Source organism: Streptomyces viridosporus T7A (assembly GCF_008704515.1).
Lineage (GTDB): Bacteria > Actinomycetota > Actinomycetes > Streptomycetales > Streptomycetaceae > Streptomyces > Streptomyces viridosporus.
Genome location: NZ_CP023700.1, coordinates 5,959,915 through 5,977,050 on the forward strand (window position 1 = coordinate 5,959,915; position 17,136 = coordinate 5,977,050).

Consider the following 17,136-nt stretch of genomic DNA (forward strand, 5'->3'; position numbering starts at 1 on the left):
TGAGCGGTGTGTGACGGGTGGCTGGTCGTTGTTTGAGAACTGCACAGTGGACGCGAGCATCTGTGGCCAAGTTTTTAAGGGCGCACGGTGGATGCCTTGGCACCAGGAACCGATGAAGGACGTGGGAGGCCACGATAGGCCCCGGGGAGCCGTCAACCAGGCTGTGATCCGGGGGTGTCCGAATGGGGAAACCCGGCAGTCGTCATGGGCTGTCACCCGCTGCTGAACACATAGGCAGTGCGGAGGGAACGCGGGGAAGTGAAACATCTCAGTACCCGCAGGAAGAGAAAACAACCGTGATTCCGGGAGTAGTGGCGAGCGAAACCGGATGAGGCCAAACCGCAGGCGTGTGAGACCCGGCAGGGGTTGCGCATGCGGGGTTGTGGGATCTCTCTTCCACGGTCTGCCGGCCGTGGGACGAGTCAGAAACCGTTGGCGTAGGCGAAGGACATGCGAAAGGTCCGGCGCAGAGGGTAAGACCCCCGTAGCCGAAACGTCAGCGGCTCGTTGGAGAGACACCCAAGTAGCACGGGGCCCGAGAAATCCCGTGTGAATCCGGCGGGACCACCCGCCAAGCCTAAATATTCCCTGGTGACCGATAGCGGAGAGTACCGTGAGGGAATGGTGAAAAGTACCCCGGGAGGGGAGTGAAATAGTACCTGAAACCGTGTGCCTACAAGCCGTGGGAGCGTCGCGTTGAGTGCTTGCGCTCAACGTCGTGACTGCGTGCCTTTTGAAGAATGAGCCTGCGAGTTTGCGGTGTGTTGCGAGGTTAACCCGGGTGGGGAAGCCGTAGCGAAAGCGAGTCCGAACAGGGCGGTTTCAGTAGCACGCTCAAGACCCGAAGCGGAGTGATCTAGCCATGGGCAGGTTGAAGCGGAGGTAAGACTTCGTGGAGGACCGAACCCACCAGGGTTGAAAACCTGGGGGATGACCTGTGGTTAGGGGTGAAAGGCCAATCAAACTCCGTGATAGCTGGTTCTCCCCGAAATGCATTTAGGTGCAGCGTCGTGTGTTTCTTGCCGGAGGTAGAGCACTGGATAGGCGATGGGCCCTACCGGGTTACTGACCTTAGCCAAACTCCGAATGCCGGCAAGTGAGAGCGCGGCAGTGAGACCGTGGGGGATAAGCTCCATGGTCGAGAGGGAAACAGCCCAGAGCATCGACTAAGGCCCCCAAGCGTACGCTAAGTGGGAAAGGATGTGGAGTCGCAGAGACAACCAGGAGGTTGGCTTAGAAGCAGCCACCCTTGAAAGAGTGCGTAATAGCTCACTGGTCTAGTGATTCCGCGCCGACAATGTAGCGGGGCTCAAGCGTACCGCCGAAGTCGTGTCATTGCGATATGTACCCCCAACGGGGATCGTGATGGGTAGGGGAGCGTCGTGTGCCGGGTGAAGCAGCCGCGGAAGCGAGTTGTGGACGGTTCACGAGTGAGAATGCAGGCATGAGTAGCGATTCACACGTGAGAAACGTGTGCGCCGATTGACTAAGGGTTCCTGGGTCAAGCTGATCTGCCCAGGGTAAGTCGGGACCTAAGGCGAGGCCGACAGGCGTAGTCGATGGACAACCGGTTGATATTCCGGTACCCGCGGTGCAGCGCCAGACACCGAGCATCGTGATGCTAAGGCCGTGAAGCCGCCCCGGAGCCTTCGGGTGAAGGGGAGTGGTGGAGCCGCCGGCCCAAGCGGTCAGTAGGTGAGTGATGGGGTGACGCAGGAAGGCAGTCCAGCCCGGGCGGTGGTTGTCCCGGGGTAAGGGTGTAGGACGTCAGGTAGGCAAATCCGCCTGGCACATCGTCTGAGACCCGATGCCGAGCCGATTGCGGCGAAGTGGATGATCCTATGCTGTCGAGAAAAGCCTCTAGCGAGTTGCACGGCGGCCCGTACCCGAAACCGACTCAGGTGGTCAGGTAGAGAATACCGAGGCGTTCGGGTGAACTATGGTTAAGGAACTCGGCAAAATGCCCCCGTAACTTCGGGAGAAGGGGGGCCATCACTGGTGATCCGGCTTTGCCCGGTGAGCTGGGGGTGGCCGCAGAGACCAGCGAGAAGCGACTGTTTACTAAAAACACAGGTCCGTGCGAAGCCGTAAGGCGAGGTATACGGACTGACGCCTGCCCGGTGCTGGAACGTTAAGGGGACCGGTCAGCTCCACTTCGGTGGGGCGAAGCTGAGAACTTAAGCGCCAGTAAACGGCGGTGGTAACTATAACCATCCTAAGGTAGCGAAATTCCTTGTCGGGTAAGTTCCGACCTGCACGAATGGCGTAACGACTTCTCGACTGTCTCAACCATAGGCCCGGTGAAATTGCACTACGAGTAAAGATGCTCGTTTCGCGCAGCAGGACGGAAAGACCCCGGGACCTTTACTACAGTTTGATATTGGTGTTCGGTTCGGCTTGTGTAGGATAGCTGGGAGACTGTGAAGCGGCCACGCCAGTGGTCGTGGAGTCGTCGTTGAAATACCAGTCTGGTCGTGCTGGATGTCTAACCTGGGTCCGTGATCCGGATCAGGGACAGTGTCTGATGGGTAGTTTAACTGGGGCGGTTGCCTCCTAAAGGGTAACGGAGGCGCCCAAAGGTTCCCTCAGCCTGGTTGGCAATCAGGTGGTGAGTGTAAGTGCACAAGGGAGCTTGACTGTGAGACCGACGGGTCGAGCAGGGACGAAAGTCGGGACTAGTGATCCGGCGGTGGCTTGTGGAAGCGCCGTCGCTCAACGGATAAAAGGTACCCCGGGGATAACAGGCTGATCTTCCCCAAGAGTCCATATCGACGGGATGGTTTGGCACCTCGATGTCGGCTCGTCGCATCCTGGGGCTGGAGTCGGTCCCAAGGGTTGGGCTGTTCGCCCATTAAAGCGGTACGCGAGCTGGGTTTAGAACGTCGTGAGACAGTTCGGTCCCTATCCGCTGTGCGCGCAGGAGTCTTGAGAAGGGCTGTCCCTAGTACGAGAGGACCGGGACGGACGAACCTCTGGTGTGCCAGTTGTCCTGCCAAGGGCATGGCTGGTTGGCTACGTTCGGGAGGGATAACCGCTGAAAGCATCTAAGCGGGAAGCCTGCTTCGAGATGAGGACTCCCACCCACTTGATGGGGTAAGGCTCCCAGCAGACGACTGGGTTGATAGGCCGGATCTGGAAGCACGGTAACGTGTGGAGGTGACCGGTACTAATAGGCCGAGGGCTTGTCCTCAGTTGCTCGCGTCCACTGTGTTGGTTCTGAAACCACGAACAGCCAACGGTTGTTGATTGTTTCATAGTGTTTCGGTGGTCATAGCGTAGGGGAAACGCCCGGTTACATTCCGAACCCGGAAGCTAAGCCCTACCGCGCCGATGGTACTGCAGGGGGGACCCTGTGGGAGAGTAGGACGCCGCCGAACAATTCTTGATAAGGGTTGGATCCCGAACTTCGGTTCGGGGTCCAACTCTTTTTTGTTTGCCGTCACTTGACGTTCACGTGGCGCAACGAGCATCCACCCCATGGGTACTGCTGCACTGCTCAGAGCCGCCGGCGTCGGCTTCGGTGACGAGGTCGTCGTACCGGCTTTCGGGAACGTGGAAGTCGCCGAAGCCGTGGTGATGGCGGGAGCGCTGCCGGTGTTCGCCGACATAGATCCGGCGTCGTACTGCCTCGAGCCGGCCGCCGTGGAGGCGGCCGTAACTCCCCGGACGGCGGCCGTGGTTGTCGTCCACCGCTTCGGCAGGCCCGCCGAGCTCGAGCGGTTGCACGCCCTCGGCCGCCGGCACGGGCTGCTGGTGCTGGAGCACGGAGAGCCCGAGGCGCCGTACGAGGAGACAGCACGGCGCCGGGAGCGGGCGGCGTTCCTCGACGCGAAGTTGAGGGGGGTGCGGACGCCCGAAGGCGGGGTCGGGCACACCTATCGGCAGTACGTGGTGCGGGTGCCGGGGAACGGACGGCCCGACCGGGATGCCTTCGCACGGGCCATACGTGCCAAGGGCGTTGACTGCCGGGTGCCGGTGAAGACGCCTGTGCACCGCCTGCCCGAATTCCGGCGGTGCGTGTTCCTGCCGGAGACCGAGCGGGCCGCCGACGAGACGCTCGCGCTTCCGGTGGACGCCTCGCTGACCAAGCGGGACATGCAGCGGATCGCGTCCGCGTGCAATGCGCTGGGCGGGTTGCTGCAGCCGACCTCTTGAGCGTGGTTGGGAACACGGGTCTGTTCAGGGTATGATCTATTTCGTTGCCGCGAGGGAAACCCCGCACACGGCAACAGGCCCCTATAGCTCAGTCGGCAGAGCGTCTCCATGGTAAGGAGAAGGTCAACGGTTCGATTCCGTTTGGGGGCTCCGACAGAAAGGCCCCGCCCTCCCGGGCGGGGCCTTTCTCATGCCCTGCTGCTCACTGGTCCTGGTGGAGGCCCGGGACGCGCATGGCGAGGATGGCCATGTCGTCGGAGGGAGCGTCGGAGGCGAACCGTTCCACGGCGCGCATGATGCGGGCCGCGACCGCGCCGGCCGTCAGGCCCGTACAGGTCGTCAGGACGTCGGCGAGACCGTCGTCGCCCAGCATGCGGGGGCCCTCACGGCGTTCGGTGACGCCGTCCGTGACACAGAGGAGGACGTCGCCGGGGTCGAGGGTGACCGTCTGCTCGTACAGTTCCAGGTCCTCCAGGACACCGAGGAGCGGCTGGGGGTCGGCGGCCGGTTCGACCGTGCCGTCCTGACGCAGACGCAGGGGGAGGGGATGACCGGCGCAGACCACCTTCAGTTCCGCGCTGCCGTCCTCCTGCGGACGCAGCTCGCCGTAGAGCAGCGTGAGGAAGCGGCTGCGGGCGCCTTCGTCGAGGATCGCGGAGTTCAGGCGCTCCAGGACCGCCGGGCCGCTCAGGCCCTCGCGGGCCAGCAGCCGGAGCGCGTGCCGGGCGAGGCCGGTGACGGCCGCCGCGTTGGGGCCCGTACCGCAGACGTCGCCGATGGCGAAGCCGTAGGCGCCGTCGCTGATGGGGAAGAGGTCGTAGAAGTCGCCGCCGACCTCGTTGCCCTCGCCGGCCGCGCGGTAGATGACCTCCACCTCGACGCCCTCGACGGTCGGCAGTTCGGGGGGCAGCAGGCTGCGCTGGAGGGACTGGCTGATGGCCGTGCGCTCGGAGTAGAGGCGGGCGTTGTCCAGGGCCAGGGCGGCCCGTCGGGAGAGGTCCTCGGCGAGTTCCAGGATCTCCTGGCGGAAGTGCTCGTCGGTCGGCTTGCCCAGGGTCAGCATGCCGATGACGCGGTTGCGGGCGACCAGGGGGAGGACCACGGTCTCGCCGCCGACGGCCGCGGCCGTGGCGAGGGTCGGGCCGATGCCCGGAGTGACCTGGTGGGCCGGACCGCCGCTGAGGCCGAGGCTGCGCATGGACGTGCGCAGGGCGGCCTGGTGGGCGATCTCCGCGGGGGCCGACCAGACGCGGGCGCCGGGGGTGGGCACCGGGTCGGGCGGGGGGATCTTCGACAGCAGGGACTTGATGCCGTCGATGAGCTCCTCGTCCTCGTGCAGCACGTAGGAGAGGTCCGGTTCGGAGGCCTGGTCGGCGATCGTGTAGACGGCGCACCAGGTGGCGAGGGTCGGGACCGTCATCTGGGCCATGAGGGCCAGCGTCTGGTCCCGGTCCAGTGTGCCGGCGAGCAGGTCGGAGGCCTCGACGAGGAAGCTGAGCGAACCCCGGCGCAGGCGCTCCAGTTCGCCCAGGCGGGCCGACTCGACGGCGAGCGCGATGCGGTCGGCCGCGAACTGCAGGCGCAGGGCCTCCTCGTTGGAGTACCTGCCGGCTCCCTCGGCGGCGACGCCGAGGGAGCCGGTGAGGCGGCCCTCGACCTTCAGCGGGACGGTGACGACCGAGCGCATGCCGGTGCCGTTGAGGAGGGGGACCGCGCCGGGCATGGCGGTGAGGTCCTCGTGGACGGCCGGCATGCGGGCGGAGCCGTAGCGGCCGGGGCCCGCCTCGACGGGGACGCGGGCGAAGCGCTGGCGGGCCGAGGGCAGTCCGGTGGAGGCGCGGACCTCCAGTTCCGTCTCGTCGTCGGTGGCGAGGAGCAGGAAGGCGGAGTCGCCGTCGAGCATGTCGCGGGCGCGCTCCACCGTGCGCTGGAGCAGGCCGTCGAGGTCGTCCGGGGCGGGAGAGCCGATGAACACCTCGAAGGGGTCGGTGCTCTGGCCCTCGGAGCCGCCGGACGTCTCGGAGGCGGGTCCGCGCAGCGGCGTCTGCAGGACCGCCCGTTCGTGGTCCCTCACCAGCAGGCAGACCGTTGACGGCTCGCCGTCGGTGTCGCGGACCCGCAGATGGGAGGCGTACACCGGGATCACGCGGCCGTGGGCGCCCCTGATGCCGTAGCTGCCCTCCCAGCGGGAGAGCTGGAGCGCCTCGGCGATGCCGGTGCCGGTGCCCGGGGTGTGCGGCCAGGCGGCGAAGTCGGTCAAGGGCTTTCCGGTGACCTGCTCGGCCGTGTAGCCGAAGAGTTCCTCCGCGTCCTCGTTCCAGGCGGTGACGGAGCCGGCCCGGTCGATCTGGACGACGGCCACGCGGACCCGGGTGTCGGCGAGCGGGAGGAGGTCGGGCGGCAGGGACGGACCGGCGGTGCGGGTCCCCACCGGGCGCTCGGGGAGGTCAAGCCGGAACCAGACGGTCTTGTGGGTGGGGGTGTACTCCACGCCCCAGCGGCCGGCCAGGGCCGCGCACAGCTGGAGGCCGCGGCCTCCTTCGCGGTCGGGGCTGCCCATGTTGACGGCCGAGCCCTGGACGGGGATCTCGCGCTCCGGATACCGGTCGGACACCTCGATCCGCACGCCGTCGTCGCCGCGCAGGCACAGCAGGTCGGCGGAGGTGCCCGCGTGGACCACGGCGTTGGTCACCAGTTCGCTGGTGAGAACCACCGCGTCGTCCACGATGTCACCGAATCCCCAGCCCTGGAGGGTGTCGCGGACGAAGGAGCGGGCGCTCGCGACCGATCGTCCGACGGGCTCGAAGCTGGCGGCCGCGCGCGCGGTGATCACAGAACTCCTCGACCGGTCGTCGGCGGACATGGTTCCATGGCCGTCGGGCTCGTGCCGCTGTTGCGGCAGGCCGCCCGTCGGCCGAGGCTCCGGGGGCTGCTCCCCGGGGATCAGTCCGGTGGTCATGTGTGCGGCCGCCCCTCCGATGCCCGCTCGTCTCCCTGCCACCGGCCAGGCCGGACGGACCGGCGTGGCTGGGCAGCCGGATGCAAGGTTACTTACCCTCGCGCCCCCAGCGGATGCCGGTCCGCTGTGTTTCCGTCCGGAGGGGTCTCACGTCCGGAGGTGTGCGGACGATGTGCGAAGCTGCCGAACTGTTATGGCCTGGTTCGGCGAGGGTGAAACACTGGGCAGGCTTGTCGTGAAGGTCCTGGCGGACCGGGTGTTTTCCGCGCCGGGTGGGCAGCAGCCCCCTTGGCGGCGTCTTGGTGCGCCGGGCGGGAATCGCAGTACGGCATTGCAGTGGTACGCAGTAGTACAGGCACTGGGCAGGAATCGGGTACGTCCTCCGGGGCGGTACCCGAGAGCACAGCGGTAAAGGTCGACCCCTGCGGGAGGGACACAGTGGAGTCTGGCGCAGCGACGCGGGGCACGAAGGCGCGCGCGAAAGGCGGACAGTCCCTGAGCAACCCACGCAAGGCGAAGGGCGGGACCACGGTGGTGGACACGGCGGCCCTGAATCGGCTGCTGGTGGCTCTCGTGGCGATGCGGGACGGGAACTTCCGCAAGCGGCTCACGGTGTCCGGCGACGGTGTGATGTCGGAGATCGCGGCGGTCTTCAACGAGGTGGCCGACCGCAATCTGCACCTGACGGGTGAGCTGGCGCGGGTGCGGCGCATGGTCGGACGTGAGGGAAAGCTCACCGAGCGGCTGGAGACGGGGGCCTCCGTGGGCTCCTGGGCGACCGCGATCGAGCACTCGAACGCGCTGGTGGACGATCTCGTGCGGCCGGTGTCCGAGGTCAGCCGGGTGCTGTCCGCGGTGGCCGAGGGCGATCTGTCGCCGCGCATGGAGCTGCGGGCCCAGGCGCCGGACGGGACCGGGCACCCGCTGCGCGGTGAGTTCCTGAAGGTCGGGCGCACCGTCAACAACCTGGTCGACCAGTTGTCGACGTTCACCGACGAGGTCACGCGCGTGGCCAGCGAGGTGGGTACCGAGGGCAAGCTGGGCGGGCAGGCCCGGGTGCGCGGCATGTCCGGTTCGTGGAAGGACCTCACGGACTCCGTCAACACCATGGCGGAGCGGCTGACGGCGCAGGTGCGCGACATCGCGCTGGTGACGACGGCGGTCGCCCGCGGCGACCTGTCGCGCAAGGTCACCGTGCACGTCGAGGGGGAGATGCTGGAGCTGAAGAACACCGTCAACACGATGGTGGACCAGCTCTCCGCGTTCTCCTCCGAGGTGACCCGGGTCGCGCGCGAGGTGGGCACCGAGGGCGCGCTGGGCGGTCAGGCGCAGGTGCCCGGGGTGGACGGCGTCTGGAAGGAGCTCACCGACTCCGTCAACACCATGGCCGGGAACCTCACGGCGCAGGTGCGCGAGATCGCCGAGGTGACGACCGCGGTCGCCAACGGGGACCTGTCGCGGCAGGTGACCGTGCCGGCGCGCGGCGAGGTCGCGCAGCTGGCCAAGACGATCAACCAGATGACCGAGACGCTGCGGATCTTCGCGGACGAGGTCACGCGGGTCGCCAACGAGGTCGGCGCCGAGGGCCGGCTGGGCGGTCAGGCGAACGTGCCGGGCGCCGCGGGCACCTGGAAGGACCTGACGGACTCCGTCAACACGGTGTTCCGGAACCTGACCACCCAGGTGCGGGACATCGCCGCGGTGACGACGGCGGTGGCCAACGGCGACCTGTCGCAGAAGGTCACCGTGGACGTGGCCGGCGAGATGCTGGAGCTGAAGAACACCGTCAACACGATGGTGGACCAGCTGTCCGCCTTCGGTGCCGAGGTCACGCGCGTGGCGCGCGAGATCGGGGTCGAGGGCGAGCTGGGCGGCCAGGCGCAGGTGCCGGGGGCGGCGGGGACGTGGAAGGACCTGACGGACTCCGTCAACACGGCGTTCCGCAACCTCACCGGACAGGTGAGGAACATCGCCCAGGTGACGACGGCGGTGGCCAACGGCGACCTGTCGCAGAAGGTCACGGTCGACGTGTCCGGCGAGATGCTCCAGCTGAAGAACACCGTGAACACGATGGTGGACCAGCTGTCGAGCTTCGCCGACCAGGTCACGCGGATGGCCCGGGACGTGGGCACGGAGGGCCGCCTGGGCGGCCAGGCCCGGGTGGACGGGGTGTCGGGCACCTGGAAGGAGCTCACCGACTCCGTCAACTCGATGGCCGGGAACCTCACGGCCCAGGTGCGCGGCATCGCCGAGGTGACGACGGCCGTCGCGCGCGGTGACCTGTCGCAGAAGATCGACGTCGACGCGCGCGGGGAGATCCTCGAGCTGAAGAACACCATCAACACGATGGTCGACCAGCTGTCGTCCTTCGCCGACCAGGTCACCCGCGTGGCGCGCGAGGTGGGCACCGAGGGCCGGCTCGGCGGCCAGGCGCAGGTGCCGGGGGTCGCCGGTGTGTGGCGGGACCTGACCGACTCCGTGAACGGCATGGCCGGCAATCTCACCGCGCAGGTGCGCAACATCGCCCAGGTGGCCACCGCGGTGGCCCGCGGCGACCTGTCGCAGAAGATCACCGTGGACGCGCGCGGGGAGATCCTGGAGCTGAAGAACACGCTGAACACGATGGTGGACCAGCTGTCGTCGTTCGCCCAGGAGGTCACGCGGGTGGCCCGTGAGGTGGGTACGGAGGGCATCCTCGGCGGCCAGGCCGAGGTGCAGGGCGTCTCCGGCACCTGGAAGGACCTCACGCAGTCGGTGAACGGCATGGCGAACAACCTGACCCTCCAGGTGCGCAACATCGCCGAGGTCACCACCGCGGTCGCCAAGGGCGACCTGTCGAAGAAGATCACCGTCGACGCCAAGGGCGAGATCCTCGAGCTGGTCACCACCGTCAACACGATGGTGGACCAGCTGTCGTCGTTCGCCGAGCAGGTGACCCGGGTGGCCCGCGAGGTGGGCACGGAGGGCATCCTCGGCGGTCAGGCCAACGTGCCGGGCGTGACGGGCATCTGGAAGGACCTGAGCGACAACGTCAACCTGATGGCCAAGAACCTGACCACCCAGGTGCGGAACATCTCCCAGGTCTCCGCCGCCGTCGCCAACGGCGACCTGACGCGGCAGGTCAGCATCGAGGCGCGCGGCGAGGTGGCGCAGCTCGCCGACACCATCAACACCATGGTGAAGACGCTGAGCGCGTTCGCCGAGCAGGTCACCAAGGTGGCCCGCGAGGTGGGCACGGACGGCATCCTCGGCGGTCAGGCGCAGGTGCCGGGTGTGGCCGGCACGTGGAAGGATCTCACCGAGTCGGTGAACCAGATGGCGTCCAACCTGACCGGTCAGGTGCGCAACATCGCCATGGTGACCACGGCCATCGCCAAGGGCGACCTGACGAAGAAGATCGACATCGACGCGCGCGGGGAGATCCTCGAGCTGAAGACGACCATCAACACGATGGTCGACCAGCTGTCCTCGTTCGCGGAGGAGGTCACGCGAGTGGCCCGCGAGGTGGGGACGGAGGGCCAGCTGGGCGGCCAGGCGCGGGTGCGTGACGTCGACGGCACCTGGCGGGACCTGACCGAGTCCGTGAACGAGATGGCCGGGAACCTGACCCGGCAGGTGCGTGCCATCGCGCGCGTGGCGACCGCGGTGACCCGCGGCGATCTGAACCTGAAGATCGACGTGGACGCGTCCGGGGAGATCCAGGAGCTCCAGGACTACATCAACAAGATGATCGCCAACCTGCGCGACACCACGATCGCCAACAAGGAGCAGGACTGGCTCAAGGGCAATCTCGCCAGGATCTCCGCGCTGATGCAGGGCCGCCGCGACCTGGAGGACGTGGCCTCGCTGATCATGAGCGAGCTGACGCCGGTGGTCTCCGCGCAGCACGGCGCGTTCTTCCTGGCGATGCCGCTGGTCGACGGCGAGGACGTGAGCGACGCGGACGACGACCAGTTCGAGCTGCGCATGCTCGGCTCGTACGGCTACTCCATGGGCTCCATGCCGACGTCGTTCCGGCCCGGCGAGGGGCTCATCGGGACGGCGGCCGTGGAGAAGCGCACGATCCTCGTGGAGAACGCGCCCACCGGTTACCTGAAGATCTCCTCGGGGCTCGGGGAGGCGCCGCCGGCGCAGGTGATCGTGCTGCCGGTGCTGTTCGAGGGGAAGGTGCTCGGCGTCGTCGAGCTGGCGTCGTTCACGCCGTTCACGGCGATCCAGAAGGACTTCCTGAACCAGATCGCCGAGATGATCGCGACGAGCGTCAACACCATCTCGGTCAACACCAAGACGGAACGGCTGCTGAAGCAGTCCCAGGAGCTGACCGAGCAACTGCGGGAGCGGTCGGCGGAGTTGGAGCAGCGGCAGAAGGCGCTCCAGGCGTCCAACGCCGAACTGGAGGAGAAGGCCGAGCTGCTGGCGCGGCAGAACCGCGACATCGAGGTGAAGAACACCGAGATCGAGGAGGCGCGGCAGGTCCTGGAGGAGCGGGCCGAGCAGCTCGCGGTCTCCATGCGCTACAAGAGCGAGTTCCTGGCCAACATGTCGCACGAGCTGCGGACGCCGCTCAACTCGCTGCTGATCCTGGCCAAGCTGCTCGCCGACAACGCGGAGGGGAACCTCTCCCCGAAGCAGGTCGAGTTCGCCGAGACCATCCACGGTGCCGGGTCCGACCTGCTCCAGCTCATCAACGACATCCTCGACCTGTCCAAGGTCGAGGCGGGCAAGATGGACGTCTCCCCGACGCGCATCGCGCTGGTCCAGCTCGTGGACTACGTGGAGGCGACCTTCCGGCCGCTGACCGCGGAGAAGGGCCTGGACCTGTCGGTGCGCGTGTCCCCGGAGCTGCCGGCCACCCTGCACACCGACGAGCAGCGGCTGCTCCAGGTGCTGCGGAACCTGCTGTCCAACGCGGTGAAGTTCACCGACTCCGGATCGGTCGAGCTGGTCATCCGGCCGGCCCGGGACGACGTCCCGCAGGCCATCCGGGAGCAGTTGCTGGAGGCCGGTTCGCTGACCGACCCGGACGCGGACCTGATCGCGTTCTCGGTGAGCGACACGGGCATCGGCATCGCGGCCAGCAAGATGCGGGTGATCTTCGAGGCGTTCAAGCAGGCCGACGGCACGACCAGCCGCAAGTACGGCGGCACGGGTCTGGGGCTGTCCATCTCGCGGGAGATCGCGCAGCTCCTCGGCGGTGAGATCCACGCGCAGAGCGAGCCGGGCCGCGGCTCGACGTTCACGCTGTACCTCCCCCTGCACCCGAGCGAGTTGCCCCCGCACGGCTACCAGCAGGCCCTGCCCGCCCCGGAGACCGGTGGCCTGGTGGCACCGGCCGGGCCGGAGGCCGGGGCGCCCGCCGAGGTGACGTCGTACCGGGAGACCCAGAGCGGTCCGGCCGCGTTGTTCCGGCGCCGTCGCCGGGCCCTGCCCCGGGCGGAGCAGCGGCCCGCTCCGGAGCAGCGGCCCGCGCCGGAGCAGCGGCCCGCGCCGGAGCCGGAGCAGTGGTCGGGCGCGGAGCAGCCGGAGCCGGCGCCCCGGTCGCACCGGGGCATCCGCTTCGGCGGGCAGAAGGTGCTGATCGTCGACGACGACATCCGCAACGTCTTCGCGCTCACCAGCGTGCTGGAGCAGCACGGCCTGTCCGTGCTGTACGCGGAGAACGGGCGCGAGGGCATCGAGGTGCTGGAGCAGCACGACGACGTGGCGGTGGTGCTGATGGACATCATGATGCCCGAGATGGACGGGTACGCGACGACCACGGCGATCCGCCGGATGCCGCAGTTCGCCGGGCTCCCGATCATCGCGCTCACCGCGAAGGCGATGAAGGGCGACCGGGAGAAGGCGATCGAGTCGGGCGCCTCCGACTACGTGACCAAGCCGGTCGACCCCGACCACCTGCTGTCGGTGATGGAGCAGTGGATGCGGGGGGAGTGAGGCGGCGTCCGAGGGGGCGCGCGACGGGCCGGGGCTTCCGCGTTCGCACGGAGTTGCTCACGCGGTGTGCGCGAAGTCGTGTAGAAGTGCGGGATTCGGGGAACCTTCTGGTCTCCCGCCGCGTTTCTGCTATGTGCACAGTGACATCACGGTGACAGGGTGTGGCGACGGGCGGGGTGCGGCTACGATGACCGGCACAAGGACGGACGGCGCAAGGGAGTCGTCGTCTGGGGTGGTACCGACCAGTGCCTCCCCAGGTCCTGCGGACAGGGGAGGCCCCAAGCCGGGGCGAGGAGGGCGGGCCATGGTGCAGAAGGCCAAGATCCTCCTGGTCGATGACCGGCCGGAGAATCTGCTGGCGCTGGAGGCGATCCTCTCGGCGCTCGATCAGACACTGGTGCGGGCATCGTCCGGGGAGGAAGCGCTCAAAGCACTGCTCACGGACGATTTCGCGGTCATTCTGCTGGACGTCCAGATGCCGGGCATGGACGGCTTCGAGACCGCCGCGCACATCAAACGGCGGGAGCGGACCCGGGACATCCCGATCATCTTCCTCACCGCGATCAACCACGGCCCGCACCACACGTTCCGCGGCTATGCGGCGGGTGCGGTCGACTACATCTCCAAGCCGTTCGACCCGTGGGTGCTGCGGGCGAAGGTCTCGGTGTTCGTCGAGCTGTACATGAAGAACTGCCAGCTGCGGGAGCAGGCGGCGCTGCTGCGGCTCCAGTTGGAGGGCGGCGAGAAGGACACCGGCGAGCCGAAGGAGCCGGCGGGGCTGCTCGCCGAGCTCTCGGCGCGCCTCGCGGCCGTCGAGGAGCAGGCCGAGGCACTCACCAAGCAGCTCAACGACGAGTCGACCGACGCGGCCGCGGTGGCCACGGCGGCACATCTGGAGCGCAAGCTCACGGGGTTGCGGCGGGCGCTGGACGCGCTGGAGCCGGGTACCGGCAGCGCGTCGTCGGTGCCGTCGCAGAACTGAACCCGGCCGCAGGGGGTTTGGCCGGTCTCCGGGTGGGTCCGGACATGAGCCCGGGTCAGTTCCGCGGACCCGCACGCCTTTCCGTGCCGGTCCACAGCCCTCGTTGTCAGCTTCACGCCTCCAGAAGAGCGACACGAACGGGTGAAGCATCCGCCACGCGTGTCCCCTGCCTCCTCCAGCGGTAACCTCACACCCATGGCCTCACGTCCCTCCGCAGCCAAGAAGCCGCCCGTGAAGAAGGCGGCCGCTTCCGCGAAGGCTCCGGCGAGGAAGGCTCCCGCCAAGAAGGCCCCCCCGAGGAAGGCTCCCGCCAAGAAGGCGGCGGTGAAGAAGCCCGCGCCCAGACCGGCACCGAGCCCGACCGGAGGCGTCTACCGCCTCCTGCGTGCCCTGTGGCTGGGCCTGGCGCACGCCGTCGGCGCCGTCTTCCGCGGCATAGGGCAGGGCGCCAGGAACCTCGACCCCGCGCACCGCAAGGACGGCCTGGCGCTGCTGCTGCTCGGCATCGCGCTGATCGTCGCCGCGGGCACCTGGGCCGACCTGGAGGGACCGGTCGGCGACCTCGTGGAGATCCTGGTCACCGGCGCCTTCGGCCGGCTGGACCTGCTCGTGCCGATCCTGGTCGCGGTCGTCGCGGTGCGGTTCATCCGGCACCCGGAGAAGCCGGAGGCCAACGGCCGGATCGTCATCGGCCTGTCCGCGCTCGTCATCGGCGTGCTCGGCCAGATCCACATCGCCTGCGGCTCGCCCGCCCGCGACGACGGCATGCAGTCCATAAGGGACGCCGGCGGCCTCATCGGCTGGGGCGCGGCCACCCCGCTGTCGTACACCATGACCGACGTACTCGCCGTGCCGCTGCTGGTGCTGCTCACGGTCTTCGGTCTGCTGGTCGTCACGGCCACCCCGGTGAACGCCGTCCCGCAGCGGCTGCGGATGCTCGGTGTGCGGCTCGGACTCGTCCACGAGGTCGTGCCGCAGGAGTTCGGCGAGGACGACGAGCGCTACGAGGAGCAGTGGCGCGAGGTGCTGCCCGCCAGTCGCCGCGGGCGACGGCCCGCGCCCGGGGAGTACGACCCGGACGGCGCGGAGCAGGAGGCGCTGTCCCGGCGCCGGGGCCGGCCCCGCCGGCCCGCGACGCCGCAGCCCGACGGGCACCGGTCGATGGACGCCGTGGACGTGGCCGCCGCCGCGGCCGCCGCGCTCGACGGAGCCGTCCTGCACGGGATGCCGCCCTCGCCGGTCGTCGCCGACCTGACCCAGGGCGTGCGCGTCGGGGACCGCGAGCCGACCACGCCGACACCGGTCCCGGCCGCCCGCCCCCAGCCGGAGAAGCCGAAGCCGGACACGACGAAGGCGGACGGGCCGAAGCGGGACCAGCCCGTGGCCGGCGTCCCGGACCTGACGAAGGCCCCGCCCTCCGAGCCCCGGGACCTTCCCGCGCGCGCCGAGCAGCTCCAGCTGTCCGGCGACATCACGTACGCCCTGCCCTCGCTCGACCTGCTCACCCGGGGCGGCCCGGGCAAGGCGCGCAGCGCCGCCAACGACGCCGTCGTCGCCTCGCTCACCACCGTCTTCACCGAGTTCAAGGTCGACGCCCGGGTCACCGGCTTCACCCGCGGACCGACGGTCACGCGCTACGAGGTCGAACTCGGGCCCGCCGTGAAGGTCGAGCGGATCACCGCGCTGACCAAGAACATCGCGTACGCCGTCGCCAGCCCGGACGTACGGATCATCAGTCCGATCCCCGGCAAGTCCGCGGTCGGCATCGAGATCCCGAACACCGACCGGGAGATGGTCAACCTCGGCGACGTACTGCGGCTCGCGGAGTCCGCCGAGGACGACGACCCGATGCTGGTGGCCTTCGGTAAGGACGTCGAGGGCGGCTACGTCATGCACTCGCTGGCGAAGATGCCGCACATGCTGGTCGCCGGCGCCACCGGCTCCGGAAAGTCGTCCTGCATCAACTGCCTGATCACCTCGGTCATGATGCGGGCGACCCCCGAGGACGTCCGGATGATCCTGGTCGACCCCAAGCGCGTCGAGCTGACCGCGTACGAGGGCATCCCGCACCTGATCACACCGATCATCACGAACCCCAAGCGGGCCGCCGAGGCGCTGCAGTGGGTGGTCCGCGAGATGGACCTGCGCTACGACGACCTGGCCGCCTACGGCTACCGGCACATCGACGACTTCAACCGCGCGGTGCGCGAGGGCAAGGTCAAGGCGCCCGAGGGCAGCGAGCGCGAGCTCCAGCCGTACCCGTACCTGCTGGTGATCGTCGACGAGCTGGCCGACCTGATGATGGTCGCCCCGCGTGACGTCGAGGACGCCATCGTGCGCATCACGCAGCTCGCGCGGGCGGCCGGCATCCACCTGGTGCTCGCCACACAGCGGCCGTCGGTCGACGTCGTCACCGGTCTGATCAAGGCGAACGTGCCCTCCCGGCTGGCGTTCGCCACCTCCTCGCTCGCCGACTCGCGGGTCATCCTCGACCAGCCCGGTGCCGAGAAGCTGATCGGCAAGGGCGACGGGCTGTTCCTGCCGATGGGAGCGAACAAACCGACCCGTATGCAGGGCGCGTTCGTGACCGAGGAGGAGGTCGCGGCGGTCGTCCGGCACTGCAAGGAGCAGATGGCGCCCGTCTTCCGGGACGACGTGGTCGTCGGGACCAAGCAGAAGAAGGAGATCGACGAGGACATCGGCGACGACCTCGACCTGCTGTGCCAGGCGGCCGAGCTGGTCGTCTCCACCCAGTTCGGGTCGACGTCCATGCTCCAGCGCAAGCTGCGCGTGGGCTTCGCCAAGGCCGGCCGGCTGATGGACCTGATGGAGTCCCGGAACATCGTGGGACCGAGCGAGGGTTCGAAGGCTCGTGACGTTCTTGTGAAACCCGACGACCTGGACGGCGTGCTCGCGCTGATCCGGGGGGAGTCTGAAGGGTAGGCGCACGGGGCACGGGTGACGCCCCGGAGCGTCCGGACGGTCGATCGTGACCCACCCGTGAGGGGACGGCGGGCAACCGTTTCCCCTCGGCGTACGTCAAGTTGAGGAAAGCCACAAGCAGCAGGTCCACCATCGGGATGTCGGGCCATTCCGATGGCGTACA

Annotated in this window: 5 protein-coding genes, 1 tRNA gene and 2 rRNA genes; 7 read left to right on the forward strand and 1 reads right to left on the reverse strand. The window is 68.2% G+C overall.

Annotated elements, in window-relative coordinates:
• Positions 1 to 64 precede the first annotated feature (64 nt).
• The 4 genes from CP969_RS27580 to CP969_RS27595 all read left to right on the forward strand — a co-directional run bounded on the left by CP969_RS27580 (position 65) and on the right by CP969_RS27595 (position 4,305).
• Positions 65 to 3,190: ribosomal RNA gene (locus tag CP969_RS27580) — 23S ribosomal RNA — on the forward strand.
• Between the two features lie 70 nt (positions 3,191 to 3,260).
• Positions 3,261 to 3,377 (forward strand): 5S ribosomal RNA (gene rrf, locus CP969_RS27585).
• A gap of 100 nt (positions 3,378 to 3,477) precedes the next feature.
• Entirely contained in the window at positions 3,478 to 4,155 is a 678-nt protein-coding gene (locus CP969_RS27590) for a DegT/DnrJ/EryC1/StrS family aminotransferase (RefSeq protein WP_016824418.1), read from the forward strand.
• Positions 4,156 to 4,232: 77 nt separating this feature from the next.
• A tRNA-Thr gene (locus CP969_RS27595) sits at positions 4,233 to 4,305 on the forward strand.
• 52 nt (positions 4,306 to 4,357) lie between these two features.
• On the opposite strand, the gene CP969_RS27600 is transcribed toward CP969_RS27595, so the two are convergent.
• Positions 4,358 to 7,114: a SpoIIE family protein phosphatase gene (locus tag CP969_RS27600; RefSeq protein WP_026084832.1), complete on the reverse strand. Its 2,757-nt coding sequence runs from the start codon at positions 7,112 to 7,114 to the stop codon at positions 4,358 to 4,360.
• A 438-nt stretch (positions 7,115 to 7,552) separates the two neighbouring features.
• Here CP969_RS27600 and CP969_RS27610 point away from each other — a divergent pair, with 438 nt between their 5' ends.
• The 3 genes from CP969_RS27610 (at position 7,553) to CP969_RS27620 (ending at position 16,973) form a co-directional block, all read left to right on the forward strand.
• Entirely contained in the window at positions 7,553 to 13,048 is a 5,496-nt protein-coding gene (locus tag CP969_RS27610; RefSeq protein WP_004982680.1) for a HAMP domain-containing protein, read from the forward strand.
• A 304-nt stretch (positions 13,049 to 13,352) separates the two neighbouring features.
• The gene (locus tag CP969_RS27615) at positions 13,353 to 14,030 is read left to right on the forward strand and encodes a response regulator (RefSeq protein ID WP_004982678.1); all 678 of its coding nucleotides are present in this window, start codon (positions 13,353 to 13,355) and stop codon (positions 14,028 to 14,030) included.
• Between the two features lie 195 nt (positions 14,031 to 14,225).
• Positions 14,226 to 16,973 (forward strand): DNA translocase FtsK, encoded by a 2,748-nt coding sequence (locus tag CP969_RS27620; RefSeq protein WP_026084830.1) that lies wholly within the window; start codon positions 14,226 to 14,228, stop codon positions 16,971 to 16,973.
• Positions 16,974 to 17,136 lie beyond the last annotated feature (163 nt).